The organism is Pedobacter sandarakinus, assembly GCF_026240095.1.
GTDB classification, from domain to species: Bacteria; Bacteroidota; Bacteroidia; order Sphingobacteriales; family Sphingobacteriaceae; genus Pedobacter; species Pedobacter sandarakinus.
Window position 1 is genome coordinate 335,377 of sequence record NZ_JAPIVG010000005.1, and the last position, 23,309, is coordinate 358,685.

At 39.8% G+C, this 23,309-nt stretch carries 22 protein-coding genes; 2 read left to right on the top strand and 20 right to left on the bottom strand.

Translation table 11 applies throughout. The features are described 5' to 3' along the window. Positions 1–60 precede the first annotated feature (60 nt). Together OQ268_RS15260 and OQ268_RS15265 are read left to right on the top strand one after the other, a co-directional pair. Complete coding sequence (locus OQ268_RS15260) at positions 61–3,855, top strand: T9SS type A sorting domain-containing protein (RefSeq protein ID WP_265857323.1); 3,795 nt, start codon at positions 61–63, stop codon at positions 3,853–3,855. A 15-nt stretch (positions 3,856–3,870) separates the two neighbouring features. Next, positions 3,871–4,107 carry a hypothetical protein gene (locus OQ268_RS15265; protein WP_265857324.1) on the top strand — a complete coding sequence of 79 codons (237 nt, stop codon included), beginning with the start codon at positions 3,871–3,873 and terminating at the stop codon, positions 4,105–4,107. On the opposite strand, the gene OQ268_RS15270 is transcribed toward OQ268_RS15265, so the two are convergent. The 20 genes from OQ268_RS15270 to OQ268_RS15360 are packed head-to-tail and all read right to left on the bottom strand — an operon-like array spanning position 4,100 to position 23,308. Further along, a complete protein-coding gene (locus OQ268_RS15270) occupies positions 4,100–4,651 on the bottom strand; it encodes a WcaF family extracellular polysaccharide biosynthesis acetyltransferase (RefSeq protein WP_265857326.1) in 552 nt (183 codons plus the stop codon). The genes OQ268_RS15265 and OQ268_RS15270 overlap by 8 nt on opposite strands. A gap of 23 nt (positions 4,652–4,674) precedes the next feature. Further along, entirely contained in the window at positions 4,675–5,253 is a 579-nt protein-coding gene (gene xrtY, locus OQ268_RS15275) for an exosortase Y (RefSeq protein WP_265857328.1), read from the bottom strand. Further along, complete coding sequence (locus OQ268_RS15280; protein ID WP_265857330.1) at positions 5,250–6,113, bottom strand: glycosyltransferase family 2 protein; 864 nt, start codon at positions 6,111–6,113, stop codon at positions 5,250–5,252. Before OQ268_RS15280 ends, xrtY begins: the two co-directional genes overlap by 4 nt. 1 nt (position 6,114) lies before the next feature. Then, a complete protein-coding gene (locus OQ268_RS15285) occupies positions 6,115–7,326 on the bottom strand; it encodes an XrtY-associated glycosyltransferase XYAG1 (protein ID WP_265857332.1) in 1,212 nt (403 codons plus the stop codon). A gap of 10 nt (positions 7,327–7,336) precedes the next feature. Beyond that, complete coding sequence (locus OQ268_RS15290) at positions 7,337–8,770, bottom strand: exosortase Y-associated Wzy-like protein (RefSeq protein WP_265857334.1); 1,434 nt, start codon at positions 8,768–8,770, stop codon at positions 7,337–7,339. Positions 8,771–8,773: 3 nt separating this feature from the next. Next, the gene (locus OQ268_RS15295) at positions 8,774–9,994 is read right to left on the bottom strand and encodes a glycosyltransferase family 4 protein (RefSeq protein ID WP_265857337.1); all 1,221 of its coding nucleotides are present in this window, start codon (positions 9,992–9,994) and stop codon (positions 8,774–8,776) included. Continuing rightward, positions 9,975–11,288, bottom strand: a complete 1,314-nt coding sequence (locus tag OQ268_RS15300; RefSeq protein ID WP_265857338.1) for a glycosyltransferase — start codon at positions 11,286–11,288, stop codon at positions 9,975–9,977. The genes OQ268_RS15295 and OQ268_RS15300 overlap by 20 nt, the downstream gene beginning before the upstream one ends. Before the next feature lie 2 nt (positions 11,289–11,290). Continuing rightward, a complete protein-coding gene (locus tag OQ268_RS15305; protein ID WP_265857339.1) occupies positions 11,291–12,022 on the bottom strand; it encodes a glycosyltransferase family protein in 732 nt (243 codons plus the stop codon). 10 nt (positions 12,023–12,032) lie between these two features. Next, complete coding sequence (locus tag OQ268_RS15310; protein ID WP_265857341.1) at positions 12,033–12,965, bottom strand: hypothetical protein; 933 nt, start codon at positions 12,963–12,965, stop codon at positions 12,033–12,035. Between the two features lies 1 nt (position 12,966). After that, complete coding sequence (locus tag OQ268_RS15315) at positions 12,967–14,172, bottom strand: glycosyltransferase family protein (protein WP_265857343.1); 1,206 nt, start codon at positions 14,170–14,172, stop codon at positions 12,967–12,969. Further along, entirely contained in the window at positions 14,169–15,188 is a 1,020-nt protein-coding gene (locus OQ268_RS15320) for an acyltransferase family protein (RefSeq protein WP_265857345.1), read from the bottom strand. Before OQ268_RS15320 ends, OQ268_RS15315 begins: the two co-directional genes overlap by 4 nt. Continuing rightward, the gene (locus OQ268_RS15325; RefSeq protein WP_265857347.1) at positions 15,185–16,174 is read right to left on the bottom strand and encodes a glycosyltransferase family 2 protein; all 990 of its coding nucleotides are present in this window, start codon (positions 16,172–16,174) and stop codon (positions 15,185–15,187) included. The genes OQ268_RS15320 and OQ268_RS15325 overlap by 4 nt, the downstream gene beginning before the upstream one ends. Beyond that, positions 16,167–17,129, bottom strand: a complete 963-nt coding sequence (locus OQ268_RS15330; protein ID WP_265857349.1) for a glycosyltransferase family 2 protein — start codon at positions 17,127–17,129, stop codon at positions 16,167–16,169. The genes OQ268_RS15325 and OQ268_RS15330 overlap by 8 nt, the downstream gene beginning before the upstream one ends. Next, positions 17,129–17,929: a capsular polysaccharide synthesis protein gene (locus OQ268_RS15335; protein WP_265857350.1), complete on the bottom strand. Its 801-nt coding sequence runs from the start codon at positions 17,927–17,929 to the stop codon at positions 17,129–17,131. The genes OQ268_RS15330 and OQ268_RS15335 overlap by 1 nt, the downstream gene beginning before the upstream one ends. After that, entirely contained in the window at positions 17,914–18,834 is a 921-nt protein-coding gene (locus tag OQ268_RS15340; RefSeq protein WP_265857353.1) for a glycosyltransferase family 2 protein, read from the bottom strand. Before OQ268_RS15340 ends, OQ268_RS15335 begins: the two co-directional genes overlap by 16 nt. Positions 18,835–18,839: 5 nt before the next feature. Then, the gene (locus tag OQ268_RS15345; protein ID WP_265857354.1) at positions 18,840–19,637 is read right to left on the bottom strand and encodes a biotin carboxylase domain-containing protein; all 798 of its coding nucleotides are present in this window, start codon (positions 19,635–19,637) and stop codon (positions 18,840–18,842) included. Between the two features lie 50 nt (positions 19,638–19,687). Then, positions 19,688–20,578: a glycosyltransferase gene (locus OQ268_RS15350; RefSeq protein WP_265857356.1), complete on the bottom strand. Its 891-nt coding sequence runs from the start codon at positions 20,576–20,578 to the stop codon at positions 19,688–19,690. A gap of 27 nt (positions 20,579–20,605) precedes the next feature. Beyond that, positions 20,606–21,634 carry an acyltransferase family protein gene (locus tag OQ268_RS17985; RefSeq protein WP_407674009.1) on the bottom strand — a complete coding sequence of 343 codons (1,029 nt, stop codon included), beginning with the start codon at positions 21,632–21,634 and terminating at the stop codon, positions 20,606–20,608. Next, a complete protein-coding gene (locus OQ268_RS15355; protein ID WP_265857358.1) occupies positions 21,624–22,151 on the bottom strand; it encodes an acyltransferase in 528 nt (175 codons plus the stop codon). Before OQ268_RS15355 ends, OQ268_RS17985 begins: the two co-directional genes overlap by 11 nt. Then, the gene (locus OQ268_RS15360) at positions 22,145–23,308 is read right to left on the bottom strand and encodes a glycosyltransferase family 61 protein (RefSeq protein WP_265857360.1); all 1,164 of its coding nucleotides are present in this window, start codon (positions 23,306–23,308) and stop codon (positions 22,145–22,147) included. Before OQ268_RS15360 ends, OQ268_RS15355 begins: the two co-directional genes overlap by 7 nt. Position 23,309: the final 1 nt, after the last annotated feature.

Genomic DNA, 23,309 nt, shown 5'->3' on the forward strand with positions numbered 1-23,309 from the left:
TTTTGCGTAAATCATTCAGATAGACCATACCTATCTGTTAGTCCCAAACGAATTGCGCTTATGGAAAATGTTGTACAAGAACGGATCTCCGGAATCTATCTCTTTAGGCCGAAATTTTTACCATTTTTTTTATTGTTTGTGCTTTTTAGTATGGGGGCTGCTGGCCAAACAAATTACTATTCAAAATCGACAGGTAGTCTAAGTACGCTGGCTACCTGGGGTGTTAATACGAATGGTAGCGGAGCATCTCCAGCAAGTTTTACTGCCGCCAACCAAATATTTAATATCAGAAATCAAGCAAGTCCTACGATAACAGCTGCTTGGACAGTAACAGGAGCAGGTTCTAAAGTGATTGTTGGTGATGGCGCTTCAGCATGCAACTTTACCATACCATCTACCTTCGCAGTTTCTACATCTACCCTTATTGATGTATCTAATGCCGGCACCCTTACCATATCAAACGCAACTATCCCTAATCTTGGAACACTTAACGCAAATAGTACAGTTAACTTCAGTTTAACGGCTAATCAAACAATACCAGCAAAAAGCTATGGTAACCTAATTATAAGTGGTAGTGCTAACAAAACATTGGGTGGTACGATTACAGTAGCAGGCGACTTTACATTAAGTGGAAGCGCTAATTTCGTTCAAAACAATCTAAGTGCGAGTAATGCCATAACAATTAGCGGCGACATGAATTTAACTTCTTCCGGCACATATGATTTTAATACAAGTCTTACTGGTTCATCAAATGTTTCTTTAGCTGGAAACTATAATAATACTGGGTGCATTTTAACAACATCTGGTTTTGGTACAAGTACTCCAAATGGGAAAATAATATTTACCGGACCAAGTACGGTCGCCGCTCCGCAAACTTATACAAATACGCCTGTCACCAATAATACATTTGTAAATTTCGATGTTGCGAGTGGAGCTGTTCTTGAATTGAAGTCAAATTTACCTTTAACAAGATCAGTTACTTACAGGGGTATTCTAACAGTATTAAATGGTGGAACATTGAACTTAGGATTATTTGCAATTACAGAAGTGAATTCAAACACAACCTGTACAGTGAATTTAAATGCTGGCGGAACCTTGATTACCTCCAATGCTACAGGTTTAACAGGTTCGTTCCCTGGTGCTAATACGACTGAAGTGTTCGACAATGCTGGAAATTATGAGTTCAGAGGAGTGAGTACAGGTACTTTCCCGAATACTACCATGAACGACCTAACCATTAATAATGCATCTACCACCACAACCACTGCTCAGGCTTTAACAGTCAATGGAAATTTAGCTATAAACGCTTCAAATATTTTTAATGTTGGTACAAATGCTATAGCAGGAACTGTCGCCTCAACATCTGGAACTGGTACCTTAAGAACTCAAAATACAACAGCCACACCTATTCCAACTGGAAAAACTTGGAACTTCAATACGCAATTTGATGGTGTAGGCCAGACGGTACCACAAGGTTCTTACGATGGCGGTTTAACCATGAGTGGCGGCACTAAGACTTTTGCTACCGGGCCAACTAATGTGGGAGGCAACTGGACTTCGGCCAGTTCATCTACCATCAACCTATCTACAAATAATGTCACCATCAATTTTGATGGAGTAACTAACCAAACCATCACAGATGCCGGCTCAAATGGTGGTGCTGGAGTTGTATTTAGAGCCATTAATTTTTCTAATGCTGGAACAAAAACATTTTCTGGTAATACCTCGGTCTTTGGAAACTGGACTTCAACGGGTGGTGAGGTCGATTTCTTAACCAATAATGTTACCGTAAACTTCACCGGTACTGCTGCGCAATCTCTATCTGATGCCGGTTCAGACTCCGGTGCCGGTATAGTCTTTAACAATGTCAACTTCTCGGGTGCTGGCACTAAAACAATGTCTGCAACCGGCAGTGGTAAATTTTCAGTCGCCGGATCAGGGGTACTCACTATGGCCGCATCAACACAACTGGCATCAGGTGGTGTATTGTATTTAAAATCTGTTGAAGATTTTACTGCATCTGTTGCAGCCATTCCAAACACATCAATTATTACTGGTGATGTATTTGTAGAACGCTTTATGAAAGGTGGGAACGATAATGCAAGAAGGGGATACCGTCTATTATCCTCAGCTGTACATCCGGTGGCTTCAGCAACAAATTATAATGTTTTCAACCTAAAGCAAAACACCTACATTACTGGAAGTCCAGATGCGGCTAACATAGGTGCATCATCAGCAGGCAATGCTTCGCTTTTTGACTGGTCGCCAAATCATAATCCAACCATATATCGTTACAGTGAGCCAGTGAGTGGAGGCGTATCACCTGCAGATTATATTCCCATTGGTTTACCACTTACAAATAATGTTTTCAGGGTGGGCGAGGGGATGTATTTTTTCTTTAGAGGTTTAAGGTCAGCGGCAGACGTAACAAGTGTTAGTAGATTTAGTACTTCGGTTAAACCGGAAGATAATACCTTAGTTTACAGTGGTGTGCTAAATCAGCAGAACTATTCTCCGGCGCTAACCTATACCAATACCGCTAATGCAGCAGATGGTTACAATTTAGTCGGTAACCCATATCCATCTACCATCGATTTGCAATCTGCAAATATCACCTATACCAACTTAACCAATTTCATTTACGTGCTTAATCCACAAACAAAAGTTTTTGGAGTTGCGGATCGCACTGGAGCAGTAGCTGCTACCGGGGGTGCCTCAAGATACATTGCCAGCGGACAGGGATTTTTCGTAAAAGCCAATGCGGCATCACCTGCCATCACGTTTCGGGAAACTGCTAAAGTTACCAATCAGCTTAAAACAGCTGTTTCTCCAATTTTGTTAATGGGCATCGAAGGCGTACAAAATGCAGTAATAAAGCCACAAATGTTTAATCTAAAAATGATTAATGAAGTAGATAGTAATGCGCAAGACGATATTGTAATCGCTTTTAACCCGAGTAATAAGCAAGTATTTGACGAAGGGGAAGATGCGTTCGACATGGGCGGCAATGGAACAACTTTCTTATCAAGTTTCTCTTCAGACAACATCAAGCTGGCCATTAACAGTTATCCTGCAATACAAAAAGATACCAAGGTAAGGCTGTCTGCAATTAGTACTCTTGGCGGGAATTTTAAGCTGGTGCCTGCAGGTTTGGAAAGCCTCGATAAAAAATACCAGGCTTATTTAGTAGACAAATATAAAGCAGATACGGTAAAATTATCAGATGCCGTTTCCTATAATTTCAATATTAACAGGGCGGTGGCAGAAAGCTACGGAGACAATCGGTTTGAGGTGATTTTTGATGAAAAGCCCTTATTAACCAATACTGTTTTGAACTTTTATGGAGCTGCAGCGGGGAGAAATGTTAATTTAGGCTGGAAGATCAATTCCAATCCAAAGCCAGTTAAATACACCCTGCAGAAATCTATAGATGGTATCAACTTTACTAAACTAATCAGCCTTGATGGCGATGATAGAACGGTTTATAACGCAGTAGATAGTGAACCGGCACAAGGTGATAATTTTTACCGTTTAGTGCAAACCGACCTAAATGGACAGACAAGTTACTCGAACATTGTAAACGTCAAATTCAGTACTTCTTCGTCTATCTCCATCAAAGGACTTAAGATTTACCCAAATCCGGTTGTCAATAAAATAAATATCGATTTAGAAAAAAACTATATTGGAGAAATTTTCGTAAAAGTTATTGATGTATACGGCAGAGTTCTAGTACAAAAAACGTCCACATCAAATACTTTCAGCCTTGATTTGAGCAAACTAAACACCGGTACTTACATTATCGAGTTGATTAATAACAACATCTCTATTGGTAGATCGAAAATTTTGAAGTTATAACATCACATCCCTAAAATGAAATATTTCTATCCCATTGTTCTAGCCGCTCTATTCGTATGCATTATCATTATCTCTACCCTACAAGATGCGTCAGCCCGTCAAGACCCAGGTATTCCCTGCGATCCGGATGCAATATTAGGCGTAGATCCTAATGCTTGCCCAATAGACGATTACGTACCTTTGCTTTTGGCTGGGGGAGTAGGGTTAATGGTACTTGCGCAGAAGCGCTCGGGCCTAGCTAAAGCTAGCTGAGGATTCTTGTCTTAGTTTTAATGGCAGGGTTGCCTTGGTAGATAGCGTAGGCATCCAGATCCTGGGTAGCCGTACTTCCGAAACTAAGGATGGCATGTGAATGGGCCGTAACACCTGGCGCCACGTTGGCATTTGCGCCAATCCACACACCCTCTTCTAAAACAATTGGTTTAATGATGAGATCAAAACCTGTTTTATTATAATTATGATTGCCTGTCATTAGCATCGCTCGCTGAGAGATGCAACAGTTCTTGCCTATGAATACCCAGTCGAGATTTTCAATATAGCAATCGGCAATCCAGCAGTAATCGCCAATAACCAACTTCCATGGATGTTTAATGTGAACACCGGGCTTTATGCGTACTTCTTTTCCAATTTTCGCACCAAATAACCGGAGTATGCCTACCAGAACTACACTGAATGGAATGATGTGCGATTTAAAGAATATTAGGTCGACAAAATACCAAAAGGTTCTTTTTAGTGCACTAGCGCCAATCTGATAATTGCCGGTATTGAAATTTTTATAAAGTTGTACCTTATTCAATTTACGTTAGTTAGGAGATTACTTTACTGTTTATTCGGGGTACTGCGTTTAACCCAAAAATAAAGTAGCGTAAATATAATGATATAGACTGCTACGTTGAAAACTTCGTGATGATACTCGAAATATCTCCGGCTAGATTTAAATGCGCCTCCAATAATGCCTAAACCAGCAATCCGGCAAATGTTAAGTATGTACACCAAAATAATTCCTATCGTAAGCATTTTTAAGGAGCGTCTCCAACTGGTTGGGTAGGCGAAGGTAAAGGCAGCGAGGAAGCTCATTACGCCTAAGCCCAGGCAAGAATAACTTACCCGCAAATAAGGGCCGTTTACAACTAAAATATCCTGGTGGTTGTGTATTGCATAGAAGCCAAATGCCTTTATGAGCATAGTAGATGGAGCAATAATGGCTAACCTTAAACCGGCTATATAATTAAAGTGGTTGGCGATGAATGGATTGTAAAACCTGCCGGTTGGCGTCATCACGCTATTCATAAAAAGATTACCCTGACTATAAATGAGATACATCACGAACATAGAAATAACAAAAGTGATGGCTTTCCTATCGGCTATTTTTTGTGGTGTGGTATTGATTTCGCTCATTTAAGATGCTGTTTTTTTAGCATTGAAAGTTTTTGGTCTACCCGTTTTCGAAACCATAAACCTTGGAGGTAATGAAAACGTCTTCCCGTTTTGCTGTCAAATATACCAAGTTTGAATAGCATTCGATAACCATAATAAAGATAAGGCCTAATGCCAAGCGGGAGCTTCCACCAAATATACTTTAACCATGCTTTCTTTTCATCAGGACTGCCGAAAACATTTGGTTTGATTGACTGAACTCGGAGTTTCTTCCAACGTTCGAGCTCCTCTTGCGCCACAAGGTTGCTATACCTTTCGTGTTTTTGATACCAAAATTCTATGTCATTTTCTTTCAAATTTTCCTCTAACAGATGCCCCTTCTTCCACACAACCGTTTTTCCAGTTACCAAAAACCGATGGTCCATGTTCTCATTTAAATCAGAATATCCCACCCCTGTGCGGAACATTTTGAGTAAAAAAATAGGATAGTAACCCCCATAACGAATCCACTGGCCCTGGAAAAAATTTTTTCGGTTAAAGTAGATTCCGTTAACCTGGCGGTAGTTGGTATCATTAAAATTCTGCAACAGCTGGTAAAGTTCTGGGGTAACAATTTGATCGGCATCCAAGCCTATTGTCCAGGGGGTAGAGATAGGAATGTTTGCTAGTGCATAATGCCACTGTTTAGGGTGATTTTCGAAGGCATGTGTTTTAACTTCAACCCCAAATGAAGCAGCTACCGCCAGCGTATTGTCTGTACTTCCACTGTCAAGGATATATGTTTTAGCTTTCAGTTGTTGAATCGACTGGAGAAGCCGTGGTAAATGCGTTTCCTCATTATAGGTAAGAATAATGAAACTGAACTGTTTATTGAACTCCATGCTACGCTAAGACCTCCTCGTACATCCTCAAATAATTGTTTACTAACGTCTTCTCGCTGAAAGCGCTTTGAATCAGCTCTGGAGCCGATGCCCTTATCCACCTTCTTTTATCAAGATCATGATATGCCACCTCCAATTGTTGTCTAAGGTCGTCGGCATTGAGCTTACAGACCCAACCAAACCCATTTTCCTGCACATAATCTGCCAGGCCAACCCGGTTAGAAACCAGCACCGGGGTGCCCACACTCAAACTTTCGACCACCACGTTGGCAAAGTTCTCATTGTACGATGGGAGCACCAACAAGTCGTGTCGGGCCATCAGCGCATATTTTTCAGTGTCTGCAATTTGCCCAACCCAGGTAATACGATTTTCTAGCTGAAGTTGTTTGGTAATGGTTTTTAAGCTCGCAAGATAGCCTGGCAGACCGGCACCAGCAATAGTCAGGTGCCAATTTTTCTTAAGGTGCTTTAAGGCATCAAATAAAATTTCCAAACCTTTTTTCTCTTCAATACGAGACAGAAAAATTAACCGGAAAGTTTGATCTTCATCCGCAATTGCGGGATAATTCATCATGTTATATCGATGAATATCCTTTGTTGCCAGATTCCAGATAACATGGCTGCTTTTTGACTGAACCATTTGCTTTATCTCGACCTGCTCTTGGGTGCTGGTAGCATGGATATGACAATAGCGCAGCAGACGTTTGCCGATAATCCAGTGGATAAATCGCTTTGCGATCGAATTTCTATTGTGCTGAGTGTACGAGGTAAGCATGCCCCGAGGAGAGAGCACTACAGGCACCCGGTACCAACGAGCCACCAAACAACTTAAAACTGAAACCATATTCCACCAAGCATGGATATGCACTATAGTAGGCATTTCCTTCGCTTTTGTATTGATAAGCAACTTCCGCAAATGCCACAACAGTTGTGGAGAAAAATGGGTATGGTCTTTAGTTAAACGCTTGAAATAAGTTACGGGTACACCATCGACAATTTGCGGGCTTCCACTTTTTATTTCAAGCTCATCAGCTCCATTGGCGGTGGTGGTGATGACTTCCAGACTAAGAGGCGCACTGCCTTCAATGCAGGCTTTCGTCTGCCCCCCGTCTGCATGTTGAATCAAGGCCTCGCATAATTTTCCTACCGATTGAATAGGGCCTCCATAAATAAATGCAGGTTTGTAGGAAGCTGTAACTTGAATAATTTTCAATCGAATAATTTTAGTTTCTTTTGATGGCTATTTTCGGTATAAGTATTTTAAAGGCAATTAAGATTTTGCTCAAAGCCAACATAATCAGAAAGCTGTAAAAGAAATTGTTAATCATAAACTCGAAATTATTTCCCCGCCACATCTGCTGAAATAAACTATTAAAGACGACTACGCAGCCCAATTCATAACCTCCAAAAAGCTCTTCTGATAGGTTACACATGCGCTGCATCACCACGCCATATATCAACATGCAGATAAATACGCCTGGGATGCCCCAACTTAAATAAGCGTCTACCACAGGGCGGGTTTTAGCAGAAACGACAGAATACCTGCTCACTACGCCGGCTTCATAAACCCTGGCCATCGACACTTCTTCCATATTGGGTTTACTTCTCCAGAATACTCTCGGAATGAGTGCCTCAAAAGAATCTTTCAAAATTTCGAAACCATAATAATCCCGGCTGGCTGGAACGTAGCGGACAAATTTGGTAAACATATCCATCTCGCTAAGCCTATTCGTAAGGAAAGTCCAGTTGGTTTCTTCAATTTGTTCTTCGTTTTCATTTCCTAAAAGGGTCTCAAAAGCCTCCGATCGGGCTTCTTCTGCAGATAATTCACCAGACCAGGATTGCCGCACCACGGTATTGTAGGTGGGTAAGAAGTAGAGCAAAATATAGGCTACGGGAATCGCCATCCAAAGAATTACTTTTCGGTAGAAAGGTAAAAATAGGCAGGCGAGTATAATGACATTGATGATAATGGGCTCTTTGTATCCGCTTAATGTTGCGTTTAAAAAGTTGCCAACGAAAATAAATGCGCCAACAAGTAGATAATTCAGGTTTTTTTCTACTACACCACGAACCAGCAAAACCGCCCCACAGCTTACCGCTGTTGCCAACACCGGAAATGCAATCTGGCTTAATCCAGGCACATACTGGCAGACGAAGCCGATAACATAGCTGATTAAACTTAAACGAATGAGGTAGTTATGGTTGGTTTGGCTAGGATAGTTTTTGATTATGGTTTCTTTCCTGTGAATTTGCAGAAGCATTCCAGTTACGAGTGCCGCATGCCCAAGTAGGCATAATCGCTGGCATTGAGCGATGAGGTAGGTCTGTTCAGATCCCTGAAATTTTAAACCTTGCGCCACTTCTGTAAGGTAGCGATAACCCAAATGATCCATAAAATAGAAAATGGAAGTGCAGCACATAAATCCGGCAAAAACGAATTGCGTAAGAAATATAGGGCGCATAATTTGTTTATAAACGGGTAGATCTGTTTTAAGGTAAACCGAAGGCGAGAACCATGTCCAATAGAAGATGAAGAATGACCCGATCCAGGCAATAAAATACGATACAATGGGGAGCCCGCTAAAAAGGTAAGCCATTACCACTGGTAAGTAAAGCGGTACAATGGTTTTAGATTTCTCGCTTGCTTGTCTCATCCTTTAAAATGCTGATAAAAATGCTTTCACCTGGTTCTCGAAACTCCATTGCGCAATTTTTTCTTTAGACTTTTTACCCATTTCCTGTAATAGCGATTTAGAACGGCACAATATGCTTAATTTTTCGAGTAAATCGGCTACGTCTCCGGCATTAAAAACGGCACCATTTTCTCGGTCATATACCAGATCCACGGCACAGCCTACGCGGTTGGAGACTAATGCTGCCCTCCCGGCAGCCATTGCTTCATTAACTGCCAAGCCCCACGTTTCGGCAGGGCCGCCAGATGGAAGACAAAATAAATCGCAAGCTTGGTATAACACAGGCATTTGCGTTTGATTTTGGAAATCCATAAAATGGATTGGATTAACAATTGATGGCCCACTTCCAACATTCGCACTTCGCACTTCGGACTTTAAACTTTGAACTTTGAACTTTAAACTTTCCTCCAAGTCTCCATTCCCTACAAATAGTAAATGAGCATTCCGGTTTTTAAGCTGCAGAAAAGCATCCAATAATAAAAGAGGGCTTTTTTTTGTTTCGAATTTCCCGGCAAACAGAATTAAAATTGCGCTGGAAGGAATCTGCAACTGTGTCCGTAAGTTTTGTGCTTCAATAGAACGATCTGTAGAAAAGCGTTCATTGTCTACAGCATGAGGTGAAAAAGTCAGCTGCCGGTCTTGTAATCCCGCTGCCTTGAAATATTGGTAGTTATTTGTACCGACATAAAACGCATGATCTACATTTTTGTAAACTGAACGCAGGTAAATTTTACGCAGTATTTTCCGGTAAAGTGGTTGCAAATCTAAAAGTGTGCTATCGCCCCGAAACCAAACCGGAAGCTTACCTTTAAAATGCTTCATCGCCTGCAGGTGGCTATGGTAGGCCCAACCATATATCAAAATCGCTCGCGGTTCGAAATTGGTGATATGGGCAATTAAATCTGGGTTAACAATTCCATTTCGGTGGTGGCTACCCGGTTGAGCAGATGTATTGGAAAGAAATTCATAATCATAACCTTCCAGTAAGGGGAGATCCCAGCGAACTTGTTGTTTGAATCCTGCATCATATTGTTCGGCATCGCCTAGCGTATAAAATACCTTTAAGTTTACATTTACAGAAAGCAACCTGAAAAATGGGGCATAGTATTGGATGGGATGAGATACAATGATGGCCAGTTTAGGTAGATTATTTACCATTTTTTCTTCAGGGATGAATGTCGACATGAATCAGCTCTTTATTAATTACGCGATTAAATAACTCACACTGCCTGCTCGTCATATTTGCAGCACTGTAACGCTCAAATTCCTTCCAGTCGGGACTTGTTTTCTTCAATGTGCCTGCCGCGAGCTGAGCCAGGTAATGATAGGTTTGTTCAATCCCATCTACCTCAGGTCTATCTAACATCACTACTTCCCCAGCTTGGGTATCAGCAACGATTTTCGCTGCGCTACTTTTCGAATGGAAGAAGGCTATCAAGGGTCGCTCTGCCATAATATAAGGATAAATTTTTGATGCCGTATACTGAGGGTCGTTAGAACCAATGATGAGCAAGGCATCTGCGCTAATTTGTGCGTAAATGCTTTGGTAAAATGGAATCCGATCGGTTTGCTCTTTAACATATTCTGCCAACTCCATTTCTTCAGCAATAGGGTAAATGGTTGGCACACCCTGGCTTGCTGCGTAACTGGTGCCTAAAAAGTGAAAGCGAAAACGACTAAAAGTTTCGTAGTTGTTTGCAAGCCCCTGCTTAAAAGCCCTGAAAAGAATCAATAGCGCATCTTGCAAATCATGCCCACCTCTTCCAGCATATACCAGATTAATGGTTGCTGCTTCCTTCTTATACGGAAGACGAAAAAGCCCGGTATGGTTTTTAACGAAATCTGTATCGCCTTTGAATGATGCAAAAGTAATTACGTCAGTGGGTACACCGTTTAATCGGGGATATCGTTTTTTTAAAGTATGAATGTAAGATTCCGATACGCTGATTATTCCATCAACATTTCGCATAGCTATCCGCTCCAACACCTTGTTCAGGCGAGAAGAAAACCAATGCTTCTTGGGTCTTTGAGATTTTGGCTTGTCATCATAATAAGTAGAATACCAGGGGTCTTGAATGTCAAAAACATACGGTATATTAAATTTCTTTTTCCAATATCCACCGAGGATGAGTACAGGAAACTGCGTGGTAGAAAAGTAGATTAAATCGAATTTATTATGCTTTAACAGCACATTAACTGTTTTTCGGAAAGATAGTAAAGAGCGCAATGCTAAACTTCCTAAGCCAATATATTTAGTTAGCCCAATGTTTAAAGCCTGTGTATGGTGGACCACAACATCCGCTGGTAAAGTTTGGTTTAGGTGTTCCTCTTTAACTGTTAAACAATGACGTTCATCCACCGCAACAATTTCATAATCCCAACCAAATTGTTTAAAATAATGTGTGCTCATGCGAATACGATGCATATCTGCCGTATTGCAGGGAACGAAGTAAGGAGAGATAATAAGTACCCTTTTCAAATTTATTTGTAAATTTTATCAAAAAACCTGGGATAAAGACCCATGGTCATATGAATTCCAAATGCTTTCAACAATAATTTCCTGTTATTCGAAAAAGGTAGCACCAAACTAATATAATATGAAATTCTATAGAACTTAGACGTTTTCCATCTTTCCCAACCGCCTGTTCTGGAATAGAAATCGATCACTGCCTGGTAATTCCAGCGCCAGTCTAGTTTATAAATTTTATTTGCTTTGAAAAGGACATCGTTTAATATGCCTTGGTCAAATGGCCCCCAGATTTGATTTTCAACTTCGTCCGAATGGTATTCTCCATCGGCATAAGCTTTTTCCAAAAGGGCTAAAGCCGTTTGATCACAAACAATGAATCCAGAATTTGCATTCCAGGTAACATGCTTAGCTGTGGTAATCTGCTGTACCGCATCGGGTACAAGGCCAACATGGCCGGGTGGCACTTCTTCCATTTTCGGTGCATATCGACTCATGATAATATCATCATCTACAATAATATAGCGCTTGAAATTGGGTAAAATCTTGTGTACCATCAATTTGGCAAAATGTGGCGATCGATAGGTTTCATGCTCGTATCCCTTTTTTAAAAGAATACTTGAATAGCCATTCGTTGCCGCCCATGATGCTAACCTTGGGTAGGTATAGTCGCTCAAATGCGTTCTGTTCCCAAGCGACACCATAACCACTATTGTTTCATTAGATACAGCAGATAATTTTGACATTATTGTTTATCTAGCGAATTTTTAGTTTCCGCTTTGCTTCGGTCCAGTCGAATAAATCATCTACAATATCATAGAAACCAAACTGGAGATAGGGCATTAAATGATGCTCTACTTTGTGGATAAGCTTCGGGAGCGTGCTGTAAAATAGCTCAGTTCGGTAGGGTGGATGAAGTGACCACATGCCACCATTCTCACCCAGAAAATCGATGCGCTTAAGTTTCTTTTGCTTCATGAAGTCTTCAACGAGGTGTTCTGGCAAGTCGGCGGTTGAATTGCCCAACCAAAGCGCCTTAAGTTGGTTTTTAAAGCTAGGCTTGCCCAACTTTAGTTTTTGGTTTTGGAATACGGATTTTTTGATCATAAATATCCGTGTGCTAAAGCCACCCAACTCGAACATGTAAGGCTTTGTTGTATATTGGTGGATGATTTGTTGCCCGGTTAAAGATTGATCTGCTGTTGGCGGACCAGGTAGTGGCGATACCGTAAAAACCTCTCCATCAGTAGCAAATAGTGTTTCTGCCTCTGTGATCCAGGTGATACTTTTGCCACCCAAGAACATATCCGCATCAAGATGTAATACCAGATCGTTAGTGCAAGCGTGTAATCCAAAAAAATAACTAAAAAATGGGCCTCCTCGGTGATCTTTGTCTGGAAGGCTATTTAAGCCAAAAAAGTAAGATGCAACAGCCTTCTTTGCAGACTTACTATAATCTACAGGAATAATCTTAATGGGGCGTTGCTTGGCTATTTCAGTCAGAAGCGCATCTAATTTATCTTTATTTGCCGACCAGTTTTGGCCAAACCTGCCCTTACTAGGCTTTGTTTCTAGCGTAATAACCACTTCATCTACCTGACTACTAAGCAGGCGCAGCTGATGTGGTAAAAGATGTTCTACCAATGGATAGTCTCCTGGGGCAACGTTGATCTGTAAACTTACTTTCATGTTATGATACATCGAGTTTAAGATAGTTAATTAGTTTCTGTACTTCAATTTCGTAATGCAAATCATTTGCGGCAACAATAGCCCTGCGCTTCGCTTCATTCATCGTTGCATCGTCCCTTAACCATCGTTCAAGCGCCGCACTCACTTCGCTTTCCGCTACATCTTCGATTAGAAAACCTGGCTTATATTTGTTAAAAATTTCCAACTGACCGAGTGTTGAGCTCGATATGATCGGTAAGCCAGCCTGTAAATATTGAAAAAATTTGTTGGTAATGGTTAAATTACGACTAGGGGGATGGTATTGTTCGAGCGCCAATCCAATATCGAAAGTACATATTTTTTCGTGTAAAGCATCAGGCGATACCACTGAATGAAAAACAATTTTGAATTGGTTTTTTGATGTTGCAATAAGCTTTTCCTGAAAGGATTTCGAAACGGCGCCTAACAGGTGGAGTTCGATGTTTACGCTTACGGCAGAGAGAATGCCAATTATACCTTCCAATCCACGGCCTGGTCCGATGGTTTGAGAAAACCAGAACAGTTTGATGCAGTTGCTTGAGATTGCCTTCTTATTGATTACATTAGGTTTTTCAAAAACATTATAAATAGTTGCAGGCTTTGGGCATTTATAATGAATCGATAGTTGCTCGGCAAGTACATTCGAGGTGGTGTAACTCTTGTAACCGAAGTGCAACGCCGTTTTTTCCAGCTTCCGGATCAGTTGTAATGGCCGCTTTTTTTGCTCTGCCGGCAGGAGGTCTTCAGCATACCAGTCCTCAAAATCAAAAGCCACCTTAAAGCCTTTTTTCAATAATAGGTTACCCACATATAACCCGGCTTCCTGGTGGCCGATGTATAAATCTGCCCTAAGCAACGCACATGGTTTAGCATACCGATGTAAGCCATAACCCAATGCAAAATAGTTCTCTACACGAAAGAAAGCATTTAAAAAGGTTCCCAGTTTAAATAAAATTCTATCTGTGTACGAGGCAATATCTTTTTTATTAAGTGCTGATATGGGGCGAATAGCAATATTGTAGCCCTGAATTAATTTATCGTCTTCATCACTAAAAACCTGCGAGAAGGTACTATTTACAATGGTAACGTAATGACCGGCTCTGGAAAAAGCAATCGCCTCCTTGAGTACCCGCGGATTTCTGCAAAGGTGCGACTGACTGATTAGGCAAATGTGTTTTTTATCACTCATACAGCGCTACTCCGAACCATCCGTTTGTAAGAGATTTTTTTAGATAATTGGATAAATGGCTTTTCTATCAATATATAAAATATCCAGGCAGTCAAAATACTGATGGCAAATCCTCCGAGAAAGATAAGCGCCTTGTTGGGAAACGTTTTGGTAACCAATTTACCTGCTTCCACTACGAAATTGCTGCCAATAATGTCATGAGTAAGATACAATGAAAAAGAAATTTTAGCCAAAAACGCAACTATTCGATTAGGCTTTAACGGAGTAAGAATCAGCAAAAATGCACCTAAGCCAATTAAGGTTTGCGGTATTTGTAGACGGTAAAAACTAATGATCAGCAATAGGGATAACATGAACAACAACATCCAACCATCAATTTTTTTGCTCAGGATGTAATAGGCCAATATGCCTAAGCTAAAAAGTGGGAAGAAATTGAGCAAAGAGGGTGTGGAAATGGGAATGATCAAACAAAGAAAATTGAAAGCAAGTAAAATCCAAATCCCCCATTTCTTATTTAAAAGAGGGAAGATCAATCCGATTAACAAATAGAATTGAAATTCAATAGCCAATGTCCAGTAGACTGGATTTAAAGCAGGTTGATTAAAGAACTTATCAACATAGAAAAAATGACCAAGCGCATTTACCCAGTTAGTGTGATGGTGATATAGTAAGAAATCGATTAAGACAAACAGCAGGATAGATGCCAGATAGGGTGGATTGATTCTGGTAAATCTTTTGGCAAAAAAAGGAAAAAAGTTATACAGCTGGTAGTTTTTGGGGAAAGACCAACAAATGATGAAACCGGATAGAACAAAAAACATCTGAACCCCTAACCATCCATAGTTTAAGACGGGTAAAGTTTTTCCGCCGAGATGAAAAATGGTTACCGCCAACGAAGCTATTGTTCTGATATAATCTACCGAATTTAAATGAGATTGAGATAGATGATTCAAAACAGGAGGTGTAGGCTTTACTAACGTTCTTCCAATAAGTATACTTAATGCTGCAGGTTTCAATTTAATTGACTGCTGTCGAAATGGTTAAGCAAGAATTTGAAGTGCTGCTGATACCGCTTTGGGGCGGTAATGATTTTGTAACATCTAGCCGGCCGTCTAAACCATGTTAGCATATATCTTAGTATTTCGGAAAATGTGGCTTTCTTTAAAAGTATGAAGGCGCCTTTTTCTGCAAGGGAGGTGTGTAACAAGGTAGTTTTATAGGGATTATTGTTAGCTCTTGCAGTATCCCATAGTTTTTCAGCAAGTCGACTTTTTTGTGATGATGGCACTTTCCTAAAAACAGAAGCAACAAGAAGGACTTGATAAGCCCCCCATAAATGACTATTGCTCGAGCGATTTGTGTCGAGCGTATTTGCGAAATGGACCAATGGCTCATTTATCAGGATAAACGGATGTGGCAAAATACGCTCCCTAAAGTGTTCTGTAACATCAATTGGTAAATCTATGGGCAAATTTACCTTTTCGATATTTTTTACCCGCCACATGGTCGCACTGTTGCAAACTTTTGCAAAACCACATTTGTTAGCCATCGTATCATGAAAGATAATTTCTCCTTCGTCAATTGGCCATATTGTATTGTTTGTATCTTCCCACTGGCCATCCTGGTGTTCCACCCAGATTTTTTCATTTGAAATTGCCACGGCAAAATCTGGCTGATCTTCCAACACCCCGATCATTTTAAGCAAGAAATCGTGATGATACCAATTATCATCTTCCAGGATACATGCAAAATCCTCATCAATATGTTGTGTGAAGGCATAGTTGAAATTTCCCGTACCGCCGCGTTTTATTGCGGGTTTTGAAAGTACAATCCTCGGATCGTCAAGTTGGTTTATTAGATCTTCGACCCCTGTATCTTCAGGTGCATCGTTAAGCACTTCAGCTATCCAATCGGGATAGGTTTGCTTAATCAATGACTGTAATGCACGTTCAAGCAGTTTATGGCGTAAATAAGTTACTACAAATACCCTTACCTTAGGCATACCTTCCTTTAGCAAGTGCCAATTTAAGTTTTTTTGTAAGCTTCCAACCCAGCAATAGCTTCAGGATACCGGTTACGCCGCTCGACTGAAATTTTACCGTTGGAGGCACAAGTTTGCTAATTTCCTTTTCTAATGTGGCAACCAGCGACTGTGAAGATGGATAAATCTCATAAACGCAACTCTTAAGCATGTTAGCAGAAGCTGCCTTCACCATTTTGTTATTCGGAAAAATTTTTACTGCCAACCGAGTAGCCATTATAACGGATGTTGCGAGTGATTGGTAAGCGCTGCCATTTTTTTGAGCGGAGATTCCATAATGCCCGGAACGGTAGTAAAGTTTGCTGGATGGGTTGAGTATGATGCTATCACATTTTGCAAACACCCGGGTGAAAAATTCTAAGTCATCGTTTAAACTTAGCGTTTCATCCCAAAGGCCAGCTTCTTCAACCAAATCTCTTGGTAATAATGCCCTTCCCGGATTTGTCATTGGGTTACAGTCCATCCAATATTGTTCAATCCATTCTACGAAAGTGAGGGTTCCACTAGGAATAAAATTTTCGCTAAAGGTTTCCAGACTATCATCATAAAATCTCCCCCAACCAGACATCACTAAAGATTTTTTTCTACCATCGAGTTTGTGAATCTGATTAGCTAAGAAATCTACTGGGATAATGTCATCAGCATCAAAGAAGATTATAAATTCTCCATTTGATCTTTTGTAAGCTTCATTTCTTGCAGCTGCTGCACCTGAATTGTTGATGCGGTAGCTAAATACCCGGGGGTCTTCAATTCCTTTGGCACATAAAAAAGTGTTATCATAAGAACCATCATCGATTACGATGATTTCGATCTCGAGATAGGTTTGCGCACATATACTTGCTAGTGTGGCTTTTATTGTGCGTTCAGCGTTGTAAGCTGGGATACAAAAAGAAACGAGTTTGCTGGAGTTCAACATCAACTGATCTGATGCTTCTTCTTTAATTTTTCGAAAAGAGAATTTTTGGAGTAGACACCATTTTTATCGAAACTACTATTTTTCCAAACTTCATTCCACAAATGCAGCGTATAGGATTGCTCGGTAATTCTTCTGCCAGGCATGGTACTGGCTTTCATAAATGGCCTTAAGTGCTCTTTCAGTCTGGCAGATGATGACCTTCTATCTAAAACGAGTTCGCCAATATTCTTCCAGGAGATAGGGTTAAAGGCTTGAAACGGTTTCACTTGATCAGACAGCTCCAATTCCCTTACTACTTTCTGAAAAAGAAATGGCCCGGCCAACCCAAAATCCATGTTCTCTAAGTCGATCTTTTGAATGTAATCGAGGCAAGTTTTAATAAATGGGCTATTGCTGTGCAATTTGAATATGCAATTGTTAACTAGGGAACCATATTCACCTTCATAACTAGAACAAAATAGATCGTCATCCGCTTGATCAAGTTTCTTGAGACAGATAATATCCATATCAACCCACCAACCGCCTTTTTTTTGTATTAATTTTAATCGGAAAACATCTGCAAAACCAGACACCGATCCCTTGGCCCAACCATGTTTATACCTAAATATTTCTTGTTCGGGCATAATTTCATTTGCATCACACAATTTCGTTCCTACAGGCAGATCCTTCATTTCCTCGTAGGTATAAAGATGAAATTCATGCCCGTGATCGATAAATGACTGGATACAAAGTTTCTCTACGTTAGAAAGTTGCCCGCCAATCCAAAGCGACTGTACACGGCTATTTAAATTTTTTTCCATGCAATTTTAAAATATGCCTCCTTTGAGAGATCTACATAATGATGTAATACACCATTTTGCTGTTCTACTTGTTTAAATGTTGGGTTTACGATATAAGCGTTTTTAGAAAGTATGTGTGCTTGCCCACTTCCAATAATCATTGCAGTAAGTGCCTGTTCCAGATAGTAAGAGGTACCCTCCTTTTTCTCTAATGCACCTATCCATTGATCAATCTTGTTCCAATCAATGTTTTCGCTGTTTAACCCAATAACACCTACGTTCACAAGCTTGGGTATTGCCGAACCGGCTAAAGTGGTCATCAGTTCTGTACTGTAGCCATAAGATTCGACACAATCATTCATATAGATTGGATGTTCAGGATTTTTGAGCCATTCTAAAAGTTCATCTGGATTATTCCAAAACAACATGTCTGAATCTAATACCAGTTTCCAACTTGGCTCCTCAGTTAGGCAATGAATGTCGGTAAGCTTTTTAATGTGTGGATATACCTTCCTTTTCTGAACGATGTTGGGGTATAATGTAGTTGGTAAATAATGAATTAGCCTTTGCTCGATATCATTACTCCGGTAAATCTTAACACCTTGAATATGCTTACGCACCAGCATTTCAAAATCATCATCCATACTACCGTCATCAACAAGCACAAATTCAAAACTAAATTGGGTGCACCTAGTTAACGATACGATGCAAAATAGTGTTTGATAGAAATACTTCTTCCCAGTTAAAAAATAGAGTTGCTTACCATTTGGATTGGATGATACGATTGGTAGATGATTAACGCTGATTTGCATTTCTTTCATTGCCAGCAGCATGCGCCTATAATTTAAATATCCACCAAACCGATTAACGTGCTTCATAAATGCCTTAGGGTTTCGGTAAAGGGTGTCTACAACATTTTGAATCATAAAAATCACCAGCTTTTTAAAAATGCGTCACGCCAAAATAGCTGTCTGATGTCGCTAGTATAATGTCTTCCAACTAAGTGGTCTTCTGATGTTGGTGTCAAGCTCAATGTATCTTTCGCGTGGTTTCCAATAATGGTTTCATCCCAAATTACGCCTAACGATTCACTGGCTATTTGTGCAAAGATGGTCTGCTCCGAAAGAAAATCGTATTTTGGGTGTATGGCAGATAGCTTAGCTTCCAATCCATATTTTTCGTAAAAATTGCTGCCACTGGCATATATTAATCCTGCATTAAATTTTTTTAACTGGTGTAGATCATTATTAAATAACTTCAGTAACCTGTCATCATAAGCAGCTCGCCAATCGCCCATTCCCCCAAGCACATCCCCGATACTATTTGCTGGAATGTACTGGGTAAAGTCTTTAAAAAACAAGATATCACTGTCGATCCAGATAATGGGATACAATGATGCAAACCTAAGGATGATTGCCATTTTCTTCCCGAAGGGATTGATTGCGGCATAATTTAGAAGGGCAGTTTTACCTGCATGATAGGCTTCGGTTTCTTTCCAGTGCTCTAAGTTCAACTCACCTCTCCAAAAAGCAAATTTCTTTTGCAACAGCTCAACGTTCATGCTGCCATCACTTATAATGGTGAGACGAGGGAGACGTTTCCATGTTTTTGCAATGGATAATACAGAAGCCCTTGATAAATTAATGTGATTCATCCCTGTCATCATTATCACATTTAAATCTAAGCCAGCTCGTTTCTCAGTTTTAAACGATTTTAAAGGCAGAAGCATTTCATAGATTCTGGGAAGCCGGTATGCAAGCGAATTTTTTATTCGGCTGATCATTTAGCTAAGCCTTTAAATGTGCCACAGGCACCTCTCCAACGTATAAAATATTCTTTGCCTTTCCATGCTTTATACTTAAACCAAGCTTTAGCGGATCTAAGTGCAACCGTATAAATGGGTATTTTTTTCCATGGACTAATTCCATGTGATCTTAACAATTGTACCCAAGAGCAGTTGGAATCGTGGATCAATCTCGATATATAGCTCACTGTCATCCTTTCTTTTGGAATAATGTGCTGCAAGACGAGGTTTGGAAAGTATCCGATCTGGTACCTTGCTTTCAAAATTTCAAGAACGATGTCGTTGTCGCCACCAGAACTGAGGCTGTTGCCCATTCGGTCGCTTATGTGATGTTCTTTTTCAAGATATAACCCCAGCGATTCTTTTCTAATTGCCATCCCAGCACCTATTGGAGCGAAAGCAGGATAAAAATTTTGCCAACCAGCCAAAAGCACATTTTCACCAGGATCTCTGAGTGCTAAACAAGGATAAAATTCCGCCAGCCAGGCTGGTGGTTCGATTTCAAACTTTGGTAGCGATTTTCCACCGATGGCTCCCAGCGTTTCGTTTTGTATGAAAGATGTTAGCACCAATGTTAAATAGCTTTCATCAATAATGTTGTCGTCATCAACCATAACAATAATACTTCCCTGAGCTATCCGAAAACCCTTTAATCTGGCGTTTGTAAGACCAGGGGAGGGTTCTTTAACCAGCCGTGCGTTAGGATGCCAACTTAAATCGGCCTCGACAGCCGTTGTAGAGTTGTTATCAATTACGATGAGTTCCCAATCATTTATCGATAACGATTGGTTTTTTAGACTACCCAAAGTGGCATTCAATCTTTCTAAATCGGGATTGTAAGTTGGTAGTATGACCGTTACTAACACTAAGTTATGGATTTATCGTAGTTGGTTTCATGATTGTGAATACCGAATAAGCGGTTTTTCTAGGCATTGATAAATATATTTTGAAATCACACTAATAATGCAATAAACTGTTGTGTCAAACAAAATATTTAGAAATAAATTTTGCTGTATAGACAGTGTTTTCAATCTACCTAATAGGAATACACCGATTGGAACATGAATTAAATAGACAGAATAGGAATATTGTCCTAGATGCGAAAATACAGTCTTTTTGATTGGAAAATAATTCGAAAATACGATAAGCGCAAATGTTACGAGAGAGACAAATACATAGTTGAGCTGATAACGAAAATTAATAAAGCAGGCCGAGCAATTAATAAGAAAAAATGCAACGATAAAATAGAAGTCTTTTTTGTTAGTGTAACTATTAAGATAATAAGCTGTGATACCTAAAGAAAATATTGGCCAATTATCTAAGAAAAATAAGTAATGGACTTGTGGTGATAAATTTAAGCATGATAAAAGGGAAATGGATATTAGCAATCGCGGAAAGAATTTTTTATGAAACATCATTATTACACCGATTATGATGTAAAAAAATATCTCGTATGTTAAAGACCAGTATACCCAATTCATAGTCTTTATATTTGTAAAGGGTGCTGTTGTTAAGGTTATGTTAGCTATAATCCCTTTGAAGGTGTCTGGAATGTTGGAGACTGAATTATAACCAGTGGTTATTTTTTGTACAACTGCGGAAGAGAGAACAATAAATAAACTGAACCAATAAGCTGGGAAAATTCTAAAGAACCTTTTCTTGAAGAATTTAACGAAATCAACCGAGTGATGTGCAGAAATAATAATGCAATAACCGCTGATTACAAAAAATATGGGTACTCCAAGCCAGCCGTACCTAACAACATTGCTGTAACTGTTATCGATATGTGCAAAGGATTGGTTGAGGTGAAAAACAACGACAATAAATGCTGCAATAAAACGCAGATCATCTATAAAATAATTTCGTTTTTGCATCATTTTCTTATTCAACTGCACGCCTTTTTTAAATTGATTATATTGCATCTTCTCGGTACCTAATAATTTTTGCTGGCACACCAATTGCCACAGAATATGGAGCTAAGTCTTTGGAAACAACCGAACCGGCTCCTACCACACAACCATCCCCGATGGTAACACCCCCTAAAATTTTACAGCCGGCGCCAATCCATACGTCATTACCAATTTTAACTGGAAGCGCAATATCAGGCTGATACCTGATCAAATCCTTTTTATTAGGAATAGTATGGTTAGAACTTACGATGCAAGTATGCATTGCAATCAATGTATTTTCTCCAACTTCTACCCCTCCGTGCCCGTATATACACACATATTCGCCAAGAAATGTGTTCTTAGCCAACGAGATTCTTCCACCATATGCCTTCAAAATAGTTCCTTTAGACAACTCACATTGAGGACCAATCGAGATGGAGCCATTTTTATTATTTATAGTAGACGTGAGATGTAAGGTAACTTGATTGCCAATACTAATTCCCCTTGCAATAAGGTAACCTTTAAATATTTTATTGATCAGTTTTAGCATAGGAATTGTTCCAGAATTTCCCTTAAATGACTATTACCATTGGTATCATTTTGTTGGTCAACAAAATCTAACGATGCAACGTGGTGATCTAGCTCACATAATGATGAAAGACGGCTATAACAGGGTTGATAAAAAGTATTTAGTTCGAAAAGTTCAAGAACTTTTGTGCCTTTACAGCAAAATAGAACGTTGCACAAGGCAGCACCGTGTGGTGCTATTACATGGGTAGCGCTTTGCATCGTCTTAATGGTATCTTCACAATTATACAGCGCCAGATCTATTTTTTGAATCATTGGCAAACTCGATAAAATATGCTCTTCCCAGAGAATATGGCGTGATTTTTCTTTTGCCCTAGATAGCCATATAATTTTTTTGTTCACCCCTAGCTTTCCTGAAGATAATGTAAGCAGTTTTCTAAGCACGGCAATTGCCCATGGGTTAACTTGCTGATCAGCAACTATCCGGTTTGAGAATATGAGTTGTTTGCATTTATAGTGTGACGTATTAGTAACCCAAACGATATCAGACTCACTTACACCAGCCAGCAACAACCATTTTATTTTCCATTCCGTGCACGGTCCATTAATTAAAATTTTTGCATCCTTCGCCAGGAAAGGTTTATAAAGCGCTAACTTCGGTAACGACTCGAGAATGAAATGGAAGAATCCTCCATCTGCGCCGTTGGTCAATAGAGAGAAAACTACACCATCAATCATCTCTCGCTTCGGGAACTTAACTATATTGGTCAACTTGGAGTACTTCAAATCTACCGTCCACTCCTGTGTGGATTCGAGAATATAGGCCCTTTTCTCTGCAGAAAACACTAAGCCCAATTGCCCAAATATGCTCCCGTTAGAAACACTATAAACTGTTCTATCTGGCGCTTTAAAAATCACATCACCAACGAACCTGTCTTTATTTTTAATGGTTCTATGCTTAGGCTGGTTTCCGTAGGATTGCGCATTTCGCATATAGCGAAAACCATCGCCATGTTCATAACTTAAAATAAAATTCAACGTTTCTGGCCGATCAATAGATAAACCCTGATCCCGAAAGACATTAGCGAAATTATCAATGCGGTACGGATTTTTCGTAAAAAAGATGATGATAGACCGCTTTAGCAGATAAAGCATTTTAGTTATCGGATTACTTCCCATT